General features: G+C 72.4%; 18 protein-coding genes. 3 read left to right on the top strand and 15 right to left on the bottom strand.

The window, feature by feature from the left end; translation table 11 throughout:
• Positions 1–2: 2 nt before the first annotated feature.
• The 3 genes from ACQEVJ_RS38145 to eccCa form a co-directional block, all read right to left on the bottom strand.
• On the bottom strand, positions 3–1,130 hold the full coding sequence (locus tag ACQEVJ_RS38145; protein ID WP_433109556.1) for a WXG100 family type VII secretion target: 1,128 nt from the start codon (positions 1,128–1,130) through the stop codon (positions 3–5).
• A 263-nt stretch (positions 1,131–1,393) separates the two neighbouring features.
• On the bottom strand, positions 1,394–1,699 hold the full coding sequence (locus tag ACQEVJ_RS38140; protein ID WP_433109555.1) for a hypothetical protein: 306 nt from the start codon (positions 1,697–1,699) through the stop codon (positions 1,394–1,396).
• 20 nt (positions 1,700–1,719) lie between these two features.
• Positions 1,720–5,703 carry a type VII secretion protein EccCa gene (gene eccCa / locus ACQEVJ_RS38135; protein WP_433109554.1) on the bottom strand — a complete coding sequence of 1,328 codons (3,984 nt, stop codon included), beginning with the start codon at positions 5,701–5,703 and terminating at the stop codon, positions 1,720–1,722.
• Between the two features lie 73 nt (positions 5,704–5,776).
• Between eccCa and eccD the strand changes: the two genes are divergently transcribed.
• Positions 5,777–7,270, top strand: coding sequence for a type VII secretion integral membrane protein EccD (gene eccD / locus ACQEVJ_RS38130; protein WP_433109553.1), 1,494 nt, complete (start codon positions 5,777–5,779; stop codon positions 7,268–7,270).
• Positions 7,271–7,349: 79 nt separating this feature from the next.
• Here the strand turns inward: eccD and ACQEVJ_RS38125 are convergent, their stop codons facing one another.
• The 6 genes from ACQEVJ_RS38125 to ACQEVJ_RS38100 all read right to left on the bottom strand — a co-directional run bounded on the left by ACQEVJ_RS38125 (position 7,350) and on the right by ACQEVJ_RS38100 (position 10,993).
• Positions 7,350–8,129 carry an SGNH/GDSL hydrolase family protein gene (locus ACQEVJ_RS38125; RefSeq protein ID WP_433109552.1) on the bottom strand — a complete coding sequence of 260 codons (780 nt, stop codon included), beginning with the start codon at positions 8,127–8,129 and terminating at the stop codon, positions 7,350–7,352.
• A 45-nt stretch (positions 8,130–8,174) separates the two neighbouring features.
• Entirely contained in the window at positions 8,175–8,756 is a 582-nt protein-coding gene (locus ACQEVJ_RS38120; protein WP_433109551.1) for a PadR family transcriptional regulator, read from the bottom strand.
• A 102-nt stretch (positions 8,757–8,858) separates the two neighbouring features.
• Positions 8,859–9,245: a YbaB/EbfC family nucleoid-associated protein gene (locus ACQEVJ_RS38115; protein WP_433109550.1), complete on the bottom strand. Its 387-nt coding sequence runs from the start codon at positions 9,243–9,245 to the stop codon at positions 8,859–8,861.
• Between the two features lie 2 nt (positions 9,246–9,247).
• The gene (locus ACQEVJ_RS38110) at positions 9,248–9,625 is read right to left on the bottom strand and encodes a YbaB/EbfC family nucleoid-associated protein (protein ID WP_433109549.1); all 378 of its coding nucleotides are present in this window, start codon (positions 9,623–9,625) and stop codon (positions 9,248–9,250) included.
• Complete coding sequence (locus ACQEVJ_RS38105; RefSeq protein WP_433109548.1) at positions 9,622–10,503, bottom strand: hypothetical protein; 882 nt, start codon at positions 10,501–10,503, stop codon at positions 9,622–9,624. Before ACQEVJ_RS38105 ends, ACQEVJ_RS38110 begins: the two co-directional genes overlap by 4 nt.
• 10 nt (positions 10,504–10,513) lie before the next feature.
• Entirely contained in the window at positions 10,514–10,993 is a 480-nt protein-coding gene (locus ACQEVJ_RS38100; protein WP_433109547.1) for a hypothetical protein, read from the bottom strand.
• A 61-nt stretch (positions 10,994–11,054) separates the two neighbouring features.
• Here ACQEVJ_RS38100 and ACQEVJ_RS38095 point away from each other — a divergent pair, with 61 nt between their 5' ends.
• Entirely contained in the window at positions 11,055–11,231 is a 177-nt protein-coding gene (locus tag ACQEVJ_RS38095) for a hypothetical protein (protein ID WP_433109546.1), read from the top strand.
• A 181-nt stretch (positions 11,232–11,412) separates the two neighbouring features.
• Positions 11,413–11,853, top strand: coding sequence for a YbaB/EbfC family nucleoid-associated protein (locus ACQEVJ_RS38090; RefSeq protein WP_433109545.1), 441 nt, complete (start codon positions 11,413–11,415; stop codon positions 11,851–11,853).
• 140 nt (positions 11,854–11,993) lie between these two features.
• Here the strand turns inward: ACQEVJ_RS38090 and ACQEVJ_RS38085 are convergent, their stop codons facing one another.
• The 6 genes from ACQEVJ_RS38085 to ACQEVJ_RS38060 form a co-directional block, all read right to left on the bottom strand.
• Positions 11,994–13,373 (bottom strand): WXG100 family type VII secretion target, encoded by a 1,380-nt coding sequence (locus ACQEVJ_RS38085; protein WP_433109544.1) that lies wholly within the window; start codon positions 13,371–13,373, stop codon positions 11,994–11,996.
• 28 nt (positions 13,374–13,401) lie between these two features.
• Positions 13,402–13,815 carry a hypothetical protein gene (locus ACQEVJ_RS38080; protein ID WP_433109543.1) on the bottom strand — a complete coding sequence of 138 codons (414 nt, stop codon included), beginning with the start codon at positions 13,813–13,815 and terminating at the stop codon, positions 13,402–13,404.
• Positions 13,816–13,832: 17 nt separating this feature from the next.
• Positions 13,833–15,308 (bottom strand): WXG100 family type VII secretion target, encoded by a 1,476-nt coding sequence (locus tag ACQEVJ_RS38075; protein WP_433109542.1) that lies wholly within the window; start codon positions 15,306–15,308, stop codon positions 13,833–13,835.
• Between the two features lie 17 nt (positions 15,309–15,325).
• Complete coding sequence (locus ACQEVJ_RS38070; protein WP_433109540.1) at positions 15,326–15,688, bottom strand: hypothetical protein; 363 nt, start codon at positions 15,686–15,688, stop codon at positions 15,326–15,328.
• A 79-nt stretch (positions 15,689–15,767) separates the two neighbouring features.
• Complete coding sequence (locus tag ACQEVJ_RS38065) at positions 15,768–16,067, bottom strand: WXG100 family type VII secretion target (RefSeq protein WP_433109538.1); 300 nt, start codon at positions 16,065–16,067, stop codon at positions 15,768–15,770.
• Positions 16,068–16,106: 39 nt separating this feature from the next.
• Entirely contained in the window at positions 16,107–16,427 is a 321-nt protein-coding gene (locus ACQEVJ_RS38060) for a WXG100 family type VII secretion target (RefSeq protein WP_193202397.1), read from the bottom strand.
• Between the last annotated feature and the right edge of the window lie 46 nt (positions 16,428–16,473).

The raw sequence follows: 16,473 nt of genomic DNA, 5'->3' as shown, positions 1-16,473 counted from the left end.
GATCAGTACCCATGGTATCCGCTGCCGGTCTTCATGCCCACCACACCGGGCACGGCCGAGACCGAGCCGTAGCGCTCGATGGCGTAGCGGACGCCCGCGATGATGTTGTCCACCGGGTTCCAGATGTCCTTGTGCCCGGGCAGGGACCAGTGGTTGAAGGTGGGATCGATGGTCTGCATCAGCCCCTTCGACGGCGTTCCCGCCGCCGCGTTCGAGTCCCAGTTGTTGATCGCGTGCGGGTTGCCGCCCGACTCGTGCCGGATGATCAACCAGATGTCGTCCCGGTTCATTTTCTCGACAGGATAGCCCTGGGCCTTGAGGATCTCGATGGCCTGCTCGATCCAATCCTTCACCTGACCCGTGGGCGCCGGCCCGCCGCCGGGCGGAGGCGGGCCGCTGGGGCCGTAGCCGCCGAAGCCGCCGCTCCCGCCCGAGCCGCCCGCGCCGCTCAGGCTCGTCCGGCCGTACGAGGCGTACGTCGTGTGCGCCTTGTCACCGGGGGTCCCCGTGTAGCCGGGGGTGCGCTGCCAGTCGACCGTGTGCCCCTTGCGGGGCACGAAGTCCTGTTTACCCGGGTCCGGGATCGCGGCGAAGGTGAGCGCGCCGTCGCGGTAGTCGGCGCCCAGGCGGGAGCCCAGCGTCTTCTTGGCGTCGCCGACGGCCGTGGTCACCTGCTCCAGATGTGGCCGGGCGTCCTCGACGCCCCGGGAGACGATGGCCCGCACCCCCTTGTCCAACTCCTCCTTCGTGGCTCCCTGGTTCCGGCCGCGGTAGGCCGCCGCCTCGGCGACCACGTCGGCGCAGATGCCGTCGATCTTGGATTTGGCGTTCTCCAGCGCGGTCGCGACCTTATCCAGCGCGCCCGCGCACGCGACCAGAGCGTCGTGGACGCCGTCCGCCGCCTTGCCGTACCTGTTCATGTACGTCACGAAGGCGTCGGCGGACCGGCCCTGCCACGCGGCGTCCACGGTGCGCACCGCCCGGCCCACCCCGCCCGCGTAATCTTGTGCGTCGCCGGCCGCGCCGCGCCACTTCCCGGCGATGTCGCGGATCTCGCCGGGGTCGCCGTTCACCTTCTCCGCCATGGCGGCCAGTTCGGCGCCGCCCGGCAGGTCGGAGACCCCGCTCATGCCACCCCCTCGCCTGGCGGCTCGGGGTCGCATGAGCGAATCGCGCTGTGCCTACTGATTCGCTCGCTCCGCTCGCTCATGCCACCCCCTCGCCTGGCGGCTCGGGGTCGCATGAGCGAATCGCGCTGTGCCTACTGATTCGCTCGCTCCGCTCGCTCATGCCACCCCCTCGCCTGGCGGCTCGGGGTCTCGTCGTGCCGGAGGCGCGCAGGCGACCCAGCCGCGAAACGCGCTGTGCTTACTGATTCGCTCGCTCCGCTCGCTCATACCTGCATCGAGGTGGACGTGGCCTTGTTGGCCGTGCGGACGTTGTCCTGCACGCTCTCCAGGGCCCGCTCCACGCCTTTCAGCTTGGTCCTCGCGTCGGCCGCTTCGGCGGCCAGTGCGGCGTAGGCCGTGTCGACGGCCGCCGCCAGCGCCGCGGCGTCGTCCACGTGCCCGAAGACGGCCGCCCTGGTGCCGGGAGTCTCCGGAAGACCGCCGTGCAGGCTCTCGTACTGGCCCCAGGCCTTGCTCACCGCCGTACGGCAGCTTTCGAGCGCCTGGAAGTGGATGTCGAAACCGGCCACGTGCCGCTCCTCTCAGCCTGTCACTCTTCCCCGGGGGGAGGCAGGAACGCGGTCTGGGCGAGCCGCGCGCCGAACCTCCTGTCGACGTGGTAGCCCCGGCCGGGTGGCAGCGGATGCGCCCGGACGTTGCCGAACAGGTAGCCCTCGTCCTTGTTGCCGGACAGGATGACGGCGGGGCTGGCCATGTCCTTCAGCTTCTGGATGACCGGGTCGTACATGGCCCGGCCGGCGCCGCCCATCTGGCGTGACAAGACGAGGTGCAGCCCGATGTCCCGCGCCTGCGGCAACAGGTCCACCAGGGGCAGCAGCGGGTTGGACGAGGTGGCGACCAGGTCGTAGTCGTCCACGACGACGTAGACGTCGGAACCCTGCCACCAGCTCCTGTCCCGCAGTTGCTCGGGCGTGAGGTCCGCCGGAGGCAGCCGCTTGAGCAGGGCCCCGCGCACGTTGTTGATCAGCTCCTGGGCGGCGGTGCTCGACGCCGCGTAGCCGATGCGGTGGGCGGTCGCGGCCGAGTCGAGCAGCGACCTGCGGTAGTCGACGACGATCATCATCGCCTCGTGCGGCTGCCGCCTTGCGACCAGCCCCTCGGCGACGAGCCGCAGCAGGTTCGACTTGCCGCTCTCGGTGTCGCCCAGGACGACGAAGTGCGGGTCGGCGTCGAAGTCGAGCAGCACGGGCGAGAGCGTCGCCTCGTCGATGCCGATGGGGATCTTCGCTACCGTCTCCTCGAGACCGGGCAGCGAGGCCGCGGGCAGCACCGGCGGCAGCAGCCGGATCGCCGGCGCGGGCGGCCCCTGCCAGGCGTCCCTGACCGCGTGCACCAGCCCGCGGACGCCCGCGGCGAGGTCCTCGGAGCTCTGCACGCCGTCGATCCGCGGCAGCGCGGACAGGAAATGCAGTCCCTCCTTGGTGAGGCCGCGTCCCGGCACGCCCTCGGGGACCGCCAGCGACGCCTTCCTGTTGACCTCGGACTCGTACGCGTCGCCGAGCTTGAGCTCGACCCTGGTGCCGAACAGGTCGCGGATGCTCGCCCGGAACTCCGACCACTTGTTGGTGGCCGCCACCACGTGGATGCCGTATCCGAGGCCCCGGGCGGCGATGTCGGTGACGACGGGTTCGAGCGATTCGAACTCCTGCCTGAGCGTCAGCCAGCCGTCCACGACAAGGAACACGTCGCCCCAGCCGTCGCCGTCGCGGCCGGACTCGGTCCGCATCCGCCGGTAGGCCGCGACCGACTCGATGCCGTGCTCGGCGAAGTCCGCCTCACGCCGCTCCAGGATCGTGGAGATCTCGGCGACCGTACGGCGGACGCGGTCGGCGTCGAGACGGCTCGCGACGCCGCCCACGTGCGGCAGCGCCTCCAGCGAGGCCAGGGAGCCGCCGCCGAAGTCCAGGCAGTAGAACTGCACCTCGCGCGGCGTGTGCATCAGGGCCATGCTCGTGATCAGGGTCCGCAGCACCGTGCTCTTGCCGCTCTGCGTGCCGCCCGCGACGCCGACGTGGCCCGCGCCTCCCGACAGGTCGAGCCAGTAGGGGTCGCGGCGCTGCTCGAACGGCCGGTCGACGAGGCCGACGACCGCGTGGAGCATCCCCCGGCCGCCCCAGGTCGCGGTGGTCAGGCCGTGCTCGGGGGTGACGGACAGCGGCGGCAGCAGGTGGGCCAGCGTCGGCGGCTCGGCCAGCGGGGGCAGCCAGATTCGGTGCGCCGGCGGGCCGTGGCCGCTGAGCCGCCCGACCACGACGTCGAGCAGGCTGTGCCGCGCGCCGCCGGGCTCCTCGGCGGGCGCCAGCTCCTTGGGCGCCTCGGTCACCACCTCCACGGGCGCGAAGGCGGTGCCGTACTCCACCACGTCGCGCACCGGCCGGCCGGCCTCGCCCGACGCGGACCGCGCGGGGTCGGCGTGGTGGGGGCCGGACACGTAGGCGGCCTTGAACCGGGTCATCCCCGTGGTGTCGTACTTCAGGTAGCCGTTGCCCGGCGCGGGCGGCAGCTCGTAGGCGTCGGCGACGCCGAGCACGACCCGGCTCTCCATGGCCGAGAACGTGCGCAGGCCGACCCGGTACGACAGGTGGGTGTCGAGGCCGCGCAGCCGGCCCTCCTCCAGGCGCTGGGAGGCCAGCAGGAGGTGCACGCCGAGCGAGCGGCCGAGCCGGCCGATCATCACGAACAGGTCGATGAACTCGGGCTTGGCGGTGAGCAGCTCGCTGAACTCGTCGATCACGACGAACAGGGTCGGCATCGGCTTGAGATCCGCGCCCTGCTCCCTGGCCCGCTCGTAGTCGCGCAGCGAGGCGTAGTTGCCCGCGGCGCGCAGCAGCTCCTGGCGGCGCACCATCTCGCCGTGCAGCGCGTCGTGCATGCGGTCGACGAGCGGCAGCTCGTCCTCCAGGTTGGTGATGACCGCCGACACGTGGGACAGGGACTCCAGGCCGAGGAACGTGGCGCCGCCCTTGAAGTCGACCAGCACGAAGTTCAGGATCTCGGAGGAGTGGGTGATGGCGAGGCCGAGCACGAGCGTGCGCAGCAGCTCGCTCTTGCCGGACCCGGTCGCCCCGATGACCAGGCCGTGCGGCCCCATGCCGCCCTGCGCCGACTCCTTGATGTCGAGCTCGACGACCCGCCCGTCCGCGCCCAGGCCGATGGGCACCCGCAGCCGGTTGCGTCCTGCGCGGGGCTGCCAGATCACCGCGGGATCGAGATGGACGGGGTCGCCCACGCCGAGCAGGTCGGTGAGCGAGGTGTTGACGCCGAGCACGTCCTGCGCCTCGCCCTGGGCACCGGAGGAGGCGCGCAGCGGCGCGAGCTGGCGGGCCAGCCCCTCCACCTGGGGATAGCCGAGGCGGTCGGGGTCGCCGAGCCGGTTGCTCGACCGCCGCTCCGCGTGGTCGATCTTGACCATGTGGAAGCCGTCGGGCTGGACGTCCAGCCGGAGCGTGATCGCCTCGGGGGCCGGCCCGGTCGCCCCGGACAGGTCGATCACGGTCACGCCCTGGATGGCGTCCGAGCCGAGCTGGCTGTCGTGCGGCACGTGCCCGCCGTCCACGATCACCACGTGGTACGGCAGGGCCTCGGCGGAGGCGCCGGGCCGGAACCTGGCCCGCTCCCTGAGCTCCTCCCCGACCAGCGCGTCGAGGTGGGCGAGGTTCTCCGCCATGAGCCTGACCTGACCCGCCGCGTCGGCCTGCTCGGGGTGCAGGGCGTGCGGCAGCCACTTGACCCACTCCCAGTGGGGCATCCACTCCTTGCTCGCGCAGATCATGATCCGCATGTCGTCGGGGGAGTGGAAGACGACGAGCTGCGCGATCACCGCCCGCACCAGCTCGCGCACCGCGGTGGGGTCGCCGGTGAGATGGATGCGGGCGAAGGAGTGCAGGGCGACCGCGACGGGCAGCCCGGACACCGTGGCGTGCGCCCGGACGAACCGGCGCAACGCGCCCGCCGACAGCGCGTCGAGGTCCTCCACCGGCTTGGTGTCCGGCGGGACGAGCTGGATGGCCAGCTTCTGCACGCCGGTGCCGAGCCGCACGGTCGCGAAGTCGTCGTCGCGCGACCTGCGCTCCCACAGGCGCGGCCCCATCGCGATCCACCACAGCGAGTCGGGCGGCGGCCCGCTCCACTCCAGCGCCTCCCGCTGCTGCACGGCGGCCCTGCGGACCTTCCCGCGGATCTGCGACAGGTAGCGGAAGTAGTCGCGGCGCAGCCCGTTGAGCCGGTTTCTGCGCTCACCGGCGTTGCGTCCGAGCTGGCCGATGCTCATGCCGAGCATGGAGACGGCGAACAGCCCGCTTGCCACGTACATGAGGGGGTTGCCGGTGCCGCCCGCCGTGAACATCAGCGCCATCGCGGCGCCGCCGGCCAGCATCGGCACGTACGTGAGCACGGACATCAGACCCTGTGGCTGGACCTCGGGAATCTCCGGTGGGGATTCCAGGAGGATCTCGCCACGGGGTGGCTTGGGGCCCGGGCGGCGCTCGGGGCGCGAGACGACGACAATGCTCATCTGACTGACTTTTCTACCAGGTTTGCCGATATTTTCGGGCTGTCAGAGAGATCTTCGGGAGAGGATTCCCGCTGTGTCATCGCCGGCCCCCCTTCACGTCCACCAGGGTCCCGTCCAGCAGGGCAGGGTCCAGCAGGGCATGGTTCAACAGGGCGCGGTCCAGCAGGGCGCGTTGCCGCAGGCGACCGCGCCGCTGCCGCCCCTGTGCCATGTCACCGTGGTCGCCCCGCGCAGGAAGGCGGACCTCGCGCTGCCGTCGGACATTCCGCTGCCGCACGTCCTGCCCGGACTGCTCCGGGCGGTCGGCGAGGTGGGAGGCGACGCGTCCGCGGCTCCCGGCTGGGTGCTCCAGCGTCTCGGCGGCCCGCCGCTCGACCTCGGCCAGAGCCTGGGCGCGCTGGGCGTCCTGGACGGTGAGGTCCTCTACCTGCGCCCGCGCGACGCGGTGCTGCCGCCGGCGGTGTACGACGACGTGGCCGACGTCGTCGCCACCGGGACCAAGGAAGGCGGCGGCAGGTGGGAGCCGCGGCACACGAGGCTGCTCGGCATGGGCGTGGCCGCCGCGCTGCTCGCGCTCGGCGCCGTCGTCCTCGCCCTGGCGGCGGCCCCGCCCCGGCTCACCGCCGGAGTGGCCGGAGCCGTCGCGGTGCTGCTCGTCGCCGCCGGGGCCGTGGTGTCCCGGGCCGTCGGCCAGCCCACCGCAGGCGCCCTGATCGGCTACGCGGCCCTGCCGCACGGTTTCCTCGCCGGGCTGTTCACGCCCGGCGCTTCGGGCGCCGTGCTGGTCCTCGGGGCGCCGAACCTGCTGGCCGCGCTCGCGTACACCGCGCTGGTGGCGACCGTCGGCGGCGTGCTGATCGCCGACGGCGTGGCCGGCTTCCTCGGCGTCGCGGTCGCGTCCGTCGCCGGGGCCGTGGGCGCCGGGTGCGTGATGGTGTTCGGGGGATCGGGCGCCGGGGCGGCGGCCGTGGTCGCGACGGCCCTGCTGGCGCTGAGCCCGCTCATCCCCACGCTGTCGTTCCGGATGGCCAGGGTGCCGCTGCCGCCGCTGCCCACCAGCGCCGAGGAGCTGCGCAGCGACAACCAGCGGATCGACGGCCCGCTGGTGCTCCAGCGGACCGCGCAGGCCCACCGCTACGCCACCGGCATGGTCATCGCGATCGCGCTCGCCGGTGTCGCGGGGGAGCTGCTGCTCGTCCAGCACGGCGGCTGGGTCGCCCGAGTGACGGCGGCGACGCTGGCGCTCGCGCTGGCCATGCGGGCGAGGGTCTTCGCGGGGGTCGTCCAGCGGCTGTGGATGATCCTCGCCGCCGCGGCGGGGGCCGCCGTGCTGGCGTTCGCGCTGGGCACGGGAGCCGACGCGGTCGCCGAGGTGGCCGTGACGATCGGGGTGCTGTGGACGGCCCTGCTCGTGCTCGGCCTCGGTCTCTGGCTGCCCACGGGCAGGCCCTCGCCGTTCTGGGGGCGGGCGGCGGACATCCTCGACGCGCTGCTGATCGTCGCGCTGGTCCCGCTCACGCTGGGCGTGCTCGACCTGTACTCCTGGGTGCGCGGCCTGTCGGGCTGACTTCTCGGGTCGCGTGACGGCATCTCCCGACTGCGCTGGTTGCCGAGTGCGCCGGCCGCCGGTGGCCTCCCGCCGGAGGTCACGCGGCCGGTCGTACGGGCAGCAGCGCGGGGCGCTTGGCGGTACGACCGTCGCCGGACGACCTGCCGAGGAGGCGCCGCGCCACCCACGGACCGAGGAACGTGCCCGCCCAGCGCAACTCGGCGCCCAGAGTCCGCCACCCGGCCGGTTCCATCGGGGGATGCAGGGGCAGCGTCCAGCCGTCGTCGCTGCCGGGCAGGCCGAGGGCGTGGGCCACGGCCGCGGCGATGCGCTCGTGGCCGAGCGGACTCGCGTGGAGCCGGTCGGCGCTCCACAGCCGGGGGTCGGTGCAGACGGTATGGGGCGCGGTCTCGGCGACCACCACCCCGTGCCGTGTCGCCGCCGCCCGGATGCGCTCGTTGAGTTCGAACACCCGCGACCGGAGCGGCCGGGCGATCGGCGCGATCTTTCCGACGTCCGGGAACGTGAGGGTCGCGACGCGGGCGCCGGCGGCCGTGAGACCGGCGAACATCGCCTCCAGGTGCCCGGCCACCTCGGCGGCGTCGAAACGGGGCCTGATCAGGTCGTTGACGCCCGCGACGACGGTGACCAGATGGGGGCGCAGGGCCAGGGCCGGCGCGAGCTGCCCGGCCCGCACCTCCCCGGCGAGCCGCCCGCGCACCGCCAGGTTGGCGTACGTGACCTCCGGGTCCACGGTCGTGAGCCGCTCGGCGAGCCGGTCGGCCCAGCCGCGCGGGTGGGCGGGGTCGCCGTCGCCGAGCCCTTCGGTCTGGCTGTCGCCGAGGGCGACGTAACGCAGGCGCTCACCGTTCGGCATGGGCCACCTCCGGGTTTCGGGGGGCCGGCGCGGTCCCCTCTCGTGTCATGGCCGCCGTTCCTTCGCCGGGCACGGCGCGCTTCTTTCGCGCAGGATCGCCGCGGTCCTCAGGCACCAGTCGCGGTTGCCCTCCTCGAAGGCCAGACCGCGCAGGCAGGTCAGGTATGGCCCCACGCGCCCGCCCGTGCGGAGGAACTCCGCTTCGCCCAGGTCGCCGCGGATCTTCCGCAGGATCCGCCGGAACAGATCGATCTTGGCCTCGGCCATGGCGGCCCTCTCCTCGACCTGCCGGATCAGCGGCCCGGCGTCGACGTGGTCGGCCGCCTGCACCTTGACGAGCAGGTCGTCACGGATGAACGACGGCTTCGACGCGGCCGCCGCGAATCGCTCCAGCTCGGTGAGCCCGGCGTCCGTGACGTGGAAGAGGCGCTTGGTGGGCCGGGTCTCCTGGACCACCTGCCGGCCCGCGACCAGCCCCTCCCTCTCCAGCTTGGCCAGCTCGGCGTACAGCTGCTGGGGCAGGGCGTGCCAGAAGTTCGCCACGCCGACGTCGAACGCCTTGGCCAGCTGGTAGCCGCTGAGCTCCCCGTCGAGCAGCGCCGCGAGGACGGCGTGCCGTAAGGCCATGAAACCGCTCCCTCCGCTCTTTCATAGTCAAGGATATGACTATTCAAGGAACTGAGCATCAGGAGGCCCTCGAAAACGCCAAGAGAGGGAACCGGCGGCTCCCTAGGCCCGATCGGCGTCCGAGGGGAACGCCCGCTCGTCGAACGCGCGGCGGGCGTCGCCGAGGAGGCCGGCCACGTGCGGCACCCCCGCGGCCTCCAGCCCGCCGCGCAGCATCTCCTCCTTCGACGCCTCCGCGGCCGCCTCGGCCCGCCGTACGGCCTTCAGGACGGCCTCGGCGAGCGCGCGGCTGTCGAGCCTGCGCATGCTGAGCGGATGGATGTCGACGGTGCGAAGCGTGCCGACGGCGTCGACGATCGCCGTGATTCGGCCCTCGTCGGCCCTGCCGGTGTACTCCCGCGTGCTCCATTCGGTCGCGAGCTCGTCCATCAAGGCGGCCGCGTCCGCCAGCCGCTCCATCCGCGCCCGGAGCTCACGCATCTCGTCCATCGTCACTCCTCCCGCAGCAGGGCCTGGACGTACGGGGCGAGCGGGTCGCCGGGCGGCGGTGATTCGGCGAATTCCTCCATGGCCTTCGCCAGCCGCTCGCTCATCTGGCCCCGCGCGGCGCCGATCGCGCCCTGGATCGCGGCGGACATCGCGACGTGGTCGAGGTCGCGCATCGCCCGCGGGTCGATGGTCAGCCCGAGCAGGCGGCCCGCTCCGGAGACCCTGGCCGCCACGGCGCCCGTGGCGTCGGTTCCCTCGACCACCTCCTCGTTCAGCCCGTGGAGCAGGTCGGCGAGCGCGCCGACGCGGCCCTGGACCTCCCGCACCAGGCCGGCGACGTCGCCTTCCCTGCCCTCGTTGAACGCGGCCGTGTTCTTCACCGGACGTCCTTGTTCGCCGGCTGCCAGTAGTCGAGGACGTTCGCGCGGTCCGCCACGTCGGGGGTGAGCGTGAGGTCGCGGCGACCCCGCGCTGGGTCGCCCCCCTGGAAGAAGGCGGCCCGCAGGTCGTTGAGCTTCTGCTCCACCTTGTTGAGGTCGCCCTCGGAGGCCATGTAGATGTCGGCGAACTGCTTGACGAGGTTGCCCAGCGCGCTGGCGAACACGCCCACCTGCGATATCAGCGCGACCCGCCCGGCCGGGTGCGCGCTCATCGCCGACAGCGTACGGAGGATCGGTGCCGAGGCCGCGTAGAGGCCGAACACCGACAGGTCGTACTCCAGGACCTCCTTGAACTGGCTGTGCATCGTGCTGCTCATCTCGCCGGTGACCCCGTGGAGCTTCTCGTACAGGACCGTGGTGTTGAAGCGGACCCGTCGCCCGAGCAGGTCCGCCGCGTGACCCTTCCAGTTGGGGCTGACGTCCTGGAAGTAGGAGAACCAGATGTCGGACCTGCCGCTCTCCAGCCGGCCTCCCATCTCCTTCCAGAGCTCCCGCCGGTCGTAGAAGAGGAAGGGGTTGCCGAGGTTCAGCGTGGCCGCCACGTCCAGGGCGAGGGCCGCGACTCCCAGCCCGGACATGGCCGCAGCGGTACGCGTCTGCTGCCGCAGCGGGTTCAACCCCTTGACCAGGTTCCTGAAGAAGCCGGGATCGGTACGGGTGGCGGCGGAAGTGGCGGCCGTCTCAGCCGTTTCGGCCGGTGCCACGGAGACGGCTCGCTGGACGTTGCCGCTCGAGTCCGTGACGTAGAGCTCCTTGGGGCCCGAGGTGGGCCGGCCGGGAACGAACAGCTTGCCCGGCTCGCTGGGCGGGGTCGACATGCGGATCCTCTCAGACGCGCGTCTTCTGAATGGCCGCCTTGCCGGCCTTCTCCGCCGCGACGTAGTTGTCGGCGGCCCTGACCAGCGTCTCGCCGTCCCTGTGCAGGGCGTCTCCGAGGACCCCGGCGGCGTTCGACCAGGTGTCGGAGACGGAGTTGAACCGGTGGACGAAGGTGAGCCCGACAATGGGGACCCCGGCGAGCGGAGCGAGGTTCCAGCCCTGGAAGCGGGGCGTGGCGTCCCCCAGCCGCCGGACGCCGTCGGCGGACCCGCCCACCGTGCCGGCGAACTTCCTGATGAATCCCGTGGCCACCTCGTAGCCGGGCAGGCCGGACGAGCCGCCGCTCGGGCCGGCGGGGGGCGTGGCCGAGGCCGCCGGCTTCTGGGCCTGAGGCGCTCCCTGCTGCCGCCCGCGCAGCGAGTCCGGCAGGCAGGGGCCGGGCGGCGGGCAGGACGGAGTGTGCGGGCACGGGCTGACCATGGAGGGCACGGACGGAGCCGGGGAAGCGGGGGACGTCGGTGTCGGTGTCGGTGTCGGTGTCGGTGTCGCCGTGGGCGTCCCTGTGGACGGCCCCGCGGAGGGTGCCGTGGACGTCGGCGGGGCGGTCGAGGTCGGCGGAGCCGGGGAGGCCGGCGCGCTCGGCGTCGCGCTCACCGAGCCGGTGGGCGACGCCGTCGCAGAGATCGCCGGTGACTGGCTTGGCGAGGGTGCACCGTATGACACGTGATCTTCCCTATCACCGGGCTTCGTGCCCCTGCCACGCGCCAGGGTGACGATTCCGCAGGTGGAAAGCGGAAATTAGGCGGATGTTCACTGACGTGTAACGGGTGACCCCGTAAAGCCCGTATGCCCCGCTTTAAATGCGTTAACTTGCCGATGTTCCGGAAATCGCGGGAAAAGGGGCTCAGATGGCCGGCAGCGGGTTCGACGACTTCGACATGGAGCGGTTCAGGGAGCGGGCGGACGCCAGGATGGCGGCCGTCGAGCGGCTCCAGGTCACCCTCTCCTCGCTCGTGGGCCGAGCCCGGGACGTGGACGGACTGGTCAGTGTGGAGTTCTCCGGTCAGGGGCTGAGCGAGCTGGAGCTTCATCCCAAGGCGATGCGGCTGAGCTCAGGTGAGCTGGCCGACCGGATCAAGGACACGATGCGCGCCGCGTCCGACGACCTGTACCGGCAGATGAACCAGGCCATGGCCGAGGTGCTCGGGCAGGAGGGCGACCAGGCGAGGTTCCTGGACGACCCGGAGGCCGTGCTCGCGCAGGTCAGAGAGGCGGAGTCCGCCTTCGACCGGACCGCGGACGACGTGCTGGGCGAGCTCGACCGGATCAGCCGCAGGCTGAGCATGTGACCGGCCTGACCGGCCGCCTGCCCGCCGCGCGAACGGGCTGGATGGGGATGCCCGAGCCGGCTGACGACGATGAGGTCTTGTCCGCGGGCGGGGGGCCTAACCGGCCGGTGCCGCTCGTGTCGGCGGCACCGGCCCTGCCGTCAGCCGATCCGGTCGGGGCTGATGACGCTCGGCACGCGCCAGACGTCCGGCTCTGGGTCGTAGATCTCCCGTTCGCGCTCGTCCTGCCCGCCCGCATCGGCGCCCCCCGGCGCGTAGGGGAACAAGGGCGAGCCCGCACCGCTCTGGCCGGTCCGGTAGCCGCCCAGGACGGCGCCGGCCTCCCCGGTGACGCCTGCCCCATAGCCGGTGCGCGCCCCGCCGTACACGCCGATCACCCCGCCGGGCGGCAGCGCGTTGGTGGGCCCTGAGGTCGTGACGGGGATCCGCGCGTCCGGATAACCGGTGAGCCCGTTGGGGGTGGTGCCCGCGGGGGTCGTGCCGCCGGGCAGGAGATGGGCGTTCGCCAGGTCGGTCCTGTCGGAACCGCCGCCGATCACGGCCGGAGCCGTGCCCGATCCGTCGCCGGAGCCGCCCGGCTGCCCTGTGTTCCCCCCTGTGTTCTGCCCCGCGTTCTGTCCTGTGCCCGCCTGTCCCGGGTCCGCCGAGCCGCCGGGGTCCTGAGACGAACCCGCCCTGCCGGGGTCGCCCGCGCTGCCGGACCCGCCCGTGCCGTCGCCGTTGCCGGAGCCCGTGCCGTCCGCGCCGCCGGAGCCGCCGCCCGAGTGGCCGCCCCCGCCGGAGCCCGAACCGCCGGACCCGGACCCGGACCCGGCGGAACCCGAGCCCCCCGTGCCTGAGCCGGACGTGCCGTTACCGTAGGAGCCGCCGTGCCACACGCCGTCGGTGCTCGTGACGGGCGCCCCCGTCCCGCCCACGTGGATGCGCGGAGAGCTCGCGAGGTCGATGTGCAGCGGCTCGATGGCGGGCAGATCGAAGGCCAGCCCCTCGGCGAAGGCGTTGTTGGCCTCCTGGATCTTCTCGTTGAGCGCGCGGAAGTGGTTGCGGGCCGCCTCGTCGGGGTCGGGCGGCGGGCTTCCCGTGGTGCCGCCGCCCGCGCCCTCGTCCGAACCGCTCGGGGCGGCGGGGAAGTTCGTCCGCGCGTCCCTGACCACGTCCGCGTACCAGGACATCGCGGCCCCGCTCGCGGTCATGGCGTCGCCGAGCGCGCCCGCCGTGGCGTACAGCGCGCGGAGGGCCGACTGCACCTGTTCGGCCGCGGGGCCGCGCCAGACCTCGGCCAGGTCCTTGGCGGTCCTGCTCAGTGCCGCCTGGATGCCCATCTCGGACGGTCCGTTGCCGCCGACCTTCCCGCCCACCAGATCGGCGGCGTCGATGAACGCCTGACCGGCCCGGTGGACCTCGTCGGGTTTCGCGGCGTCCAGCTTCTGCTTGATCTGCTCCCGGGAGAGGTTGTTCTGGTCGAGCCCGTAGAGGCTCTCGTACACCTTGATCGGCTCCCAGCCGGCTTCGGCCCCCATCGCGATCTTTCCCCTTGCCCTCGGCAGCTCACGCGCTGCTGCTCGTGTGGCCCTTCTCGTAGTTCACGACGGCCTGCTCGACGGCGTTGACCATCGCCTCGATGCGGTCGATCAGCAGCTGATACTTGCCGCCGAGCACCTCGTGGGCCTGCTCGGCGTTCAACCCGAAATACTTGGCCGTCTCCCACGGGCCGGTCTCCGAGGGGCCGACGTTGGTCAGTCCCTGGACCTCGCCCGCGGTCCCCGGGCCGCTCCAGGTGGCGCTCATGCTGGCCGGAGCGCGTCCGCGCAGCGTGCCGAGCTCCTCCCGCAGTCCCTTGAGGACCTGCCGGACCCGCGTGTGGTCGATGTACAGCTCGTCCGGGCCTCCGCCGAGACCCGGCCAGCTCTCCGGCAGCCGCAGCTTCGGCGGCGGCGACCCGTCGTCAGGCTCGTGGCTCACGCCTCTCCTCCCTCGCCTTACGCCCTGTCGATGCGGGGGGACGTGGTCTGCTGGTCGCTGACGAAGACGTCCTCGTCCTCGAGCAGCCAGGTGCTTCGCTCACGCTCCTGGCGCTCGCCGTCCCCGCCTGTGCCGTGCGGGGCCATCGGGACCACGCCGTTGCCCGCGCCGGCGCGCAGGGCCGCCGTGTTCACTCCCGTGCCGCCGGTCCCGATGCCGGAGCCCGCGCCGGAACCAGCGCTCGCGCCGTATCCGCCTCCATAGCCGCCGCCGTACCCGGTGCCGGAACCCGCGCCGGAGGCGCCGGTCGGGCCGCCGAAATCGGCCGGCTGCGGGGTGTGGGCGGAAAGGCTGGTGCCGTGGCCGGCGCCGTCGGACCCGGTGCCGTCCAGCCGCGTGCCGTTCCCGCCGGTGCCGCCAGAACCGGTGCCCGCTGAGCCGCCGGCGCCCGTGCCGCCGAGGCCGCCGTTCAGGTCACCGCCCGGCCCGTTGCCGTCCAGCCCTCCGCCGGTGCCGTCCAGTCCGGTGCCGCCGCTGCCGATCCCGCCGCCGGGGACGCCCGTGCCCGGTCCGTACGGATCGCCGACGCCGTTCCAGCCGGGGAAGCCGCCGTCGCCCAGGCCGTTCGGGCCGGAGCCCGTGCCGAGGTCGCCGAGCGAGGAGGGGTTCTGCCATCCCCGCACGTCCGTGGGGAGCGTCCCGTTCGGGAGGGTCGTCCCGGGGCCGGTCACCGGCGTGTACGCCGGGGGCGTCGAGTCGAACTTCGGCACGTCGGTGTCGAGTGACGCGGGGAAGAGAGCGTTGGCGGCCTGCGTCGCCTGCGTGAGCTTCTTGAGGTGCTCCTCGGCCGCCTTCATGTCCTTCTCCTCCTTCGACTCCCCGAAGAGATTGAAGAAGGGGCCGTCGCCGAAGACCGAGCCGATGGCGCCGCCGATGCCGCCCACGATGAACCCGCCCACGCCGCCGATGACGGCTCCGGGGATGGCTCCGACGCCCGCGAAGGGAGAGCCCGCGATCGCGCCGCCCGCGGCGCCCACCGCCCCCGCCTCCACGGCCGCGTCGTACCAGTCGACGTCGCTCTTGGTGGGCTTGGGGACGTTCTCGCCCCTGAACTGGTTGAGGGAGCTGGCGTAGACGTCCAGCGCGGGCACCACGCCATGCGGCGAGGGCGGTCCCGTCTGCCCGCCCGGAAGGGAGGTGTCCACGATCGCGGTCATCGCCGCGGCCATGGAGCCCCTGAGCCGGCGGAGCTGCTCCTTGACCTGCTTGGCGTCCTCACCGGTCGTCCAGTGCTTGTCGAGCGCGTCCAGGTGCCTGTCGAGCGTCTCGACCACCGACTTGAGCTTGTCGTGGACGCTCTTGAACTCGCCCGAGGCCGCCCTGATCAGCTCGGGGTCGGTCTTCTCGAGCGCGGTGCGCAACGAGTCGAGCGTGACGACGCCGGGTTCCGACGCGTCGATCGCCGCTCTGATCGGCATCTTCCTCTCGGCCACGACGCCTCCTCAACCGCTCAGACGTCCGCCACGCCGACGTGCCGCGCGCCCGCCTGCTCTCCGGCGTCGAGGTTCCTGACCGCCAGCTCCAGACGCTCGGCGGCGATGCCGAGGGTCGAGGCGATCTCCGCGTAGACGGCGGTGACCGCGCCCTCCGCGCCGGTCAGGCTCATGTGGAACCCCATGGCGGCCTCCCAGAAGCCGCCGACGGCCTCACGCTGCGTGAGCAGGCGCTTCACCGCGCCGCCCTCGGGGAAGGCGACCGGAGTCACCTCGCGTTTGGACGCACCGGGCGCCAGCAGCTCCAGCGCCTCCTCGAAGTCCTTGCGCGCGTTCCTGAGGGCCGTTCGGCTGACCTCCACGCCACCGTCGCGAGCCATGCGTCACACTCCCGTCAACGCCGTGACGGGCACCGGCCGAGGAGCGCCGGTGCCGCCGGCCGTACCGTCGGACGTCCGCTCACTTGCCGTCGAACATGGCGGCGTTGATCCGCTCCACGTCCTGCATGTTCATGTTGGTGATGTTGATGTTCTTCGCCAGCAGGGACACGATGTCCGACAGGCCCTTGGCCTCCTGCTGCCAGATCCGCCTGGTCTGGTCGTAGGCGTCCTTGGCGCCGCCCTGCCAGATCGCGGTCTTGGTGTTGAGCTTGTTCTCCAGGTTCTCCAGCTCGGTGACCAGCCGGTTGAAGGCGTTCTGGAACTCGGTCTCGCCCGTGTCGAGACCGCTGAAGTTGACCTTTGTGATGTCGAAGTCCACGGTCGCGCTCTCCGTCCGTTCCTGGTGGTCGTCTCGGGCTCAGCGGCTGTACGAGGCGGGCGGGGCCTGGTTGATGAGCGCCTCGATCTTGTTGATCTCGGCGGTCGCCTGCGCGTTGAACTCGGCGTAGTTCTTGTTGTTCGCCCTGATGCTCTCCGCGAGGGTCTGCAGGCTGCCCAGGATGACGTCCATGCGCTCGTGCCACAGCAGGTGCACCTTGTTGAACGCGTGGTGCGACTCGCCCTGCCAGTGGACCTTGAGGTTCTCGCCGGCGCTGTCCAGGTAACGCTGGATGCCGCGGATGTTCTCGGCCGCGTCGCCGATCCAGGTGATCGCCTCGTCCAGGTCGTGCCGGCTCACTTGGGCCTGGCTTGCGCCAGAGTGCGACATGGTCACCTCCACTGAT

This window comes from Microbispora sp. CA-102843, assembly GCF_050936215.1.
Classification (GTDB): Bacteria; Actinomycetota; Actinomycetes; order Streptosporangiales; family Streptosporangiaceae; genus Microbispora.
Note: the sequence above shows the minus strand (reverse complement) of the source record. Positions and strands in the feature narration are given on the sequence as shown.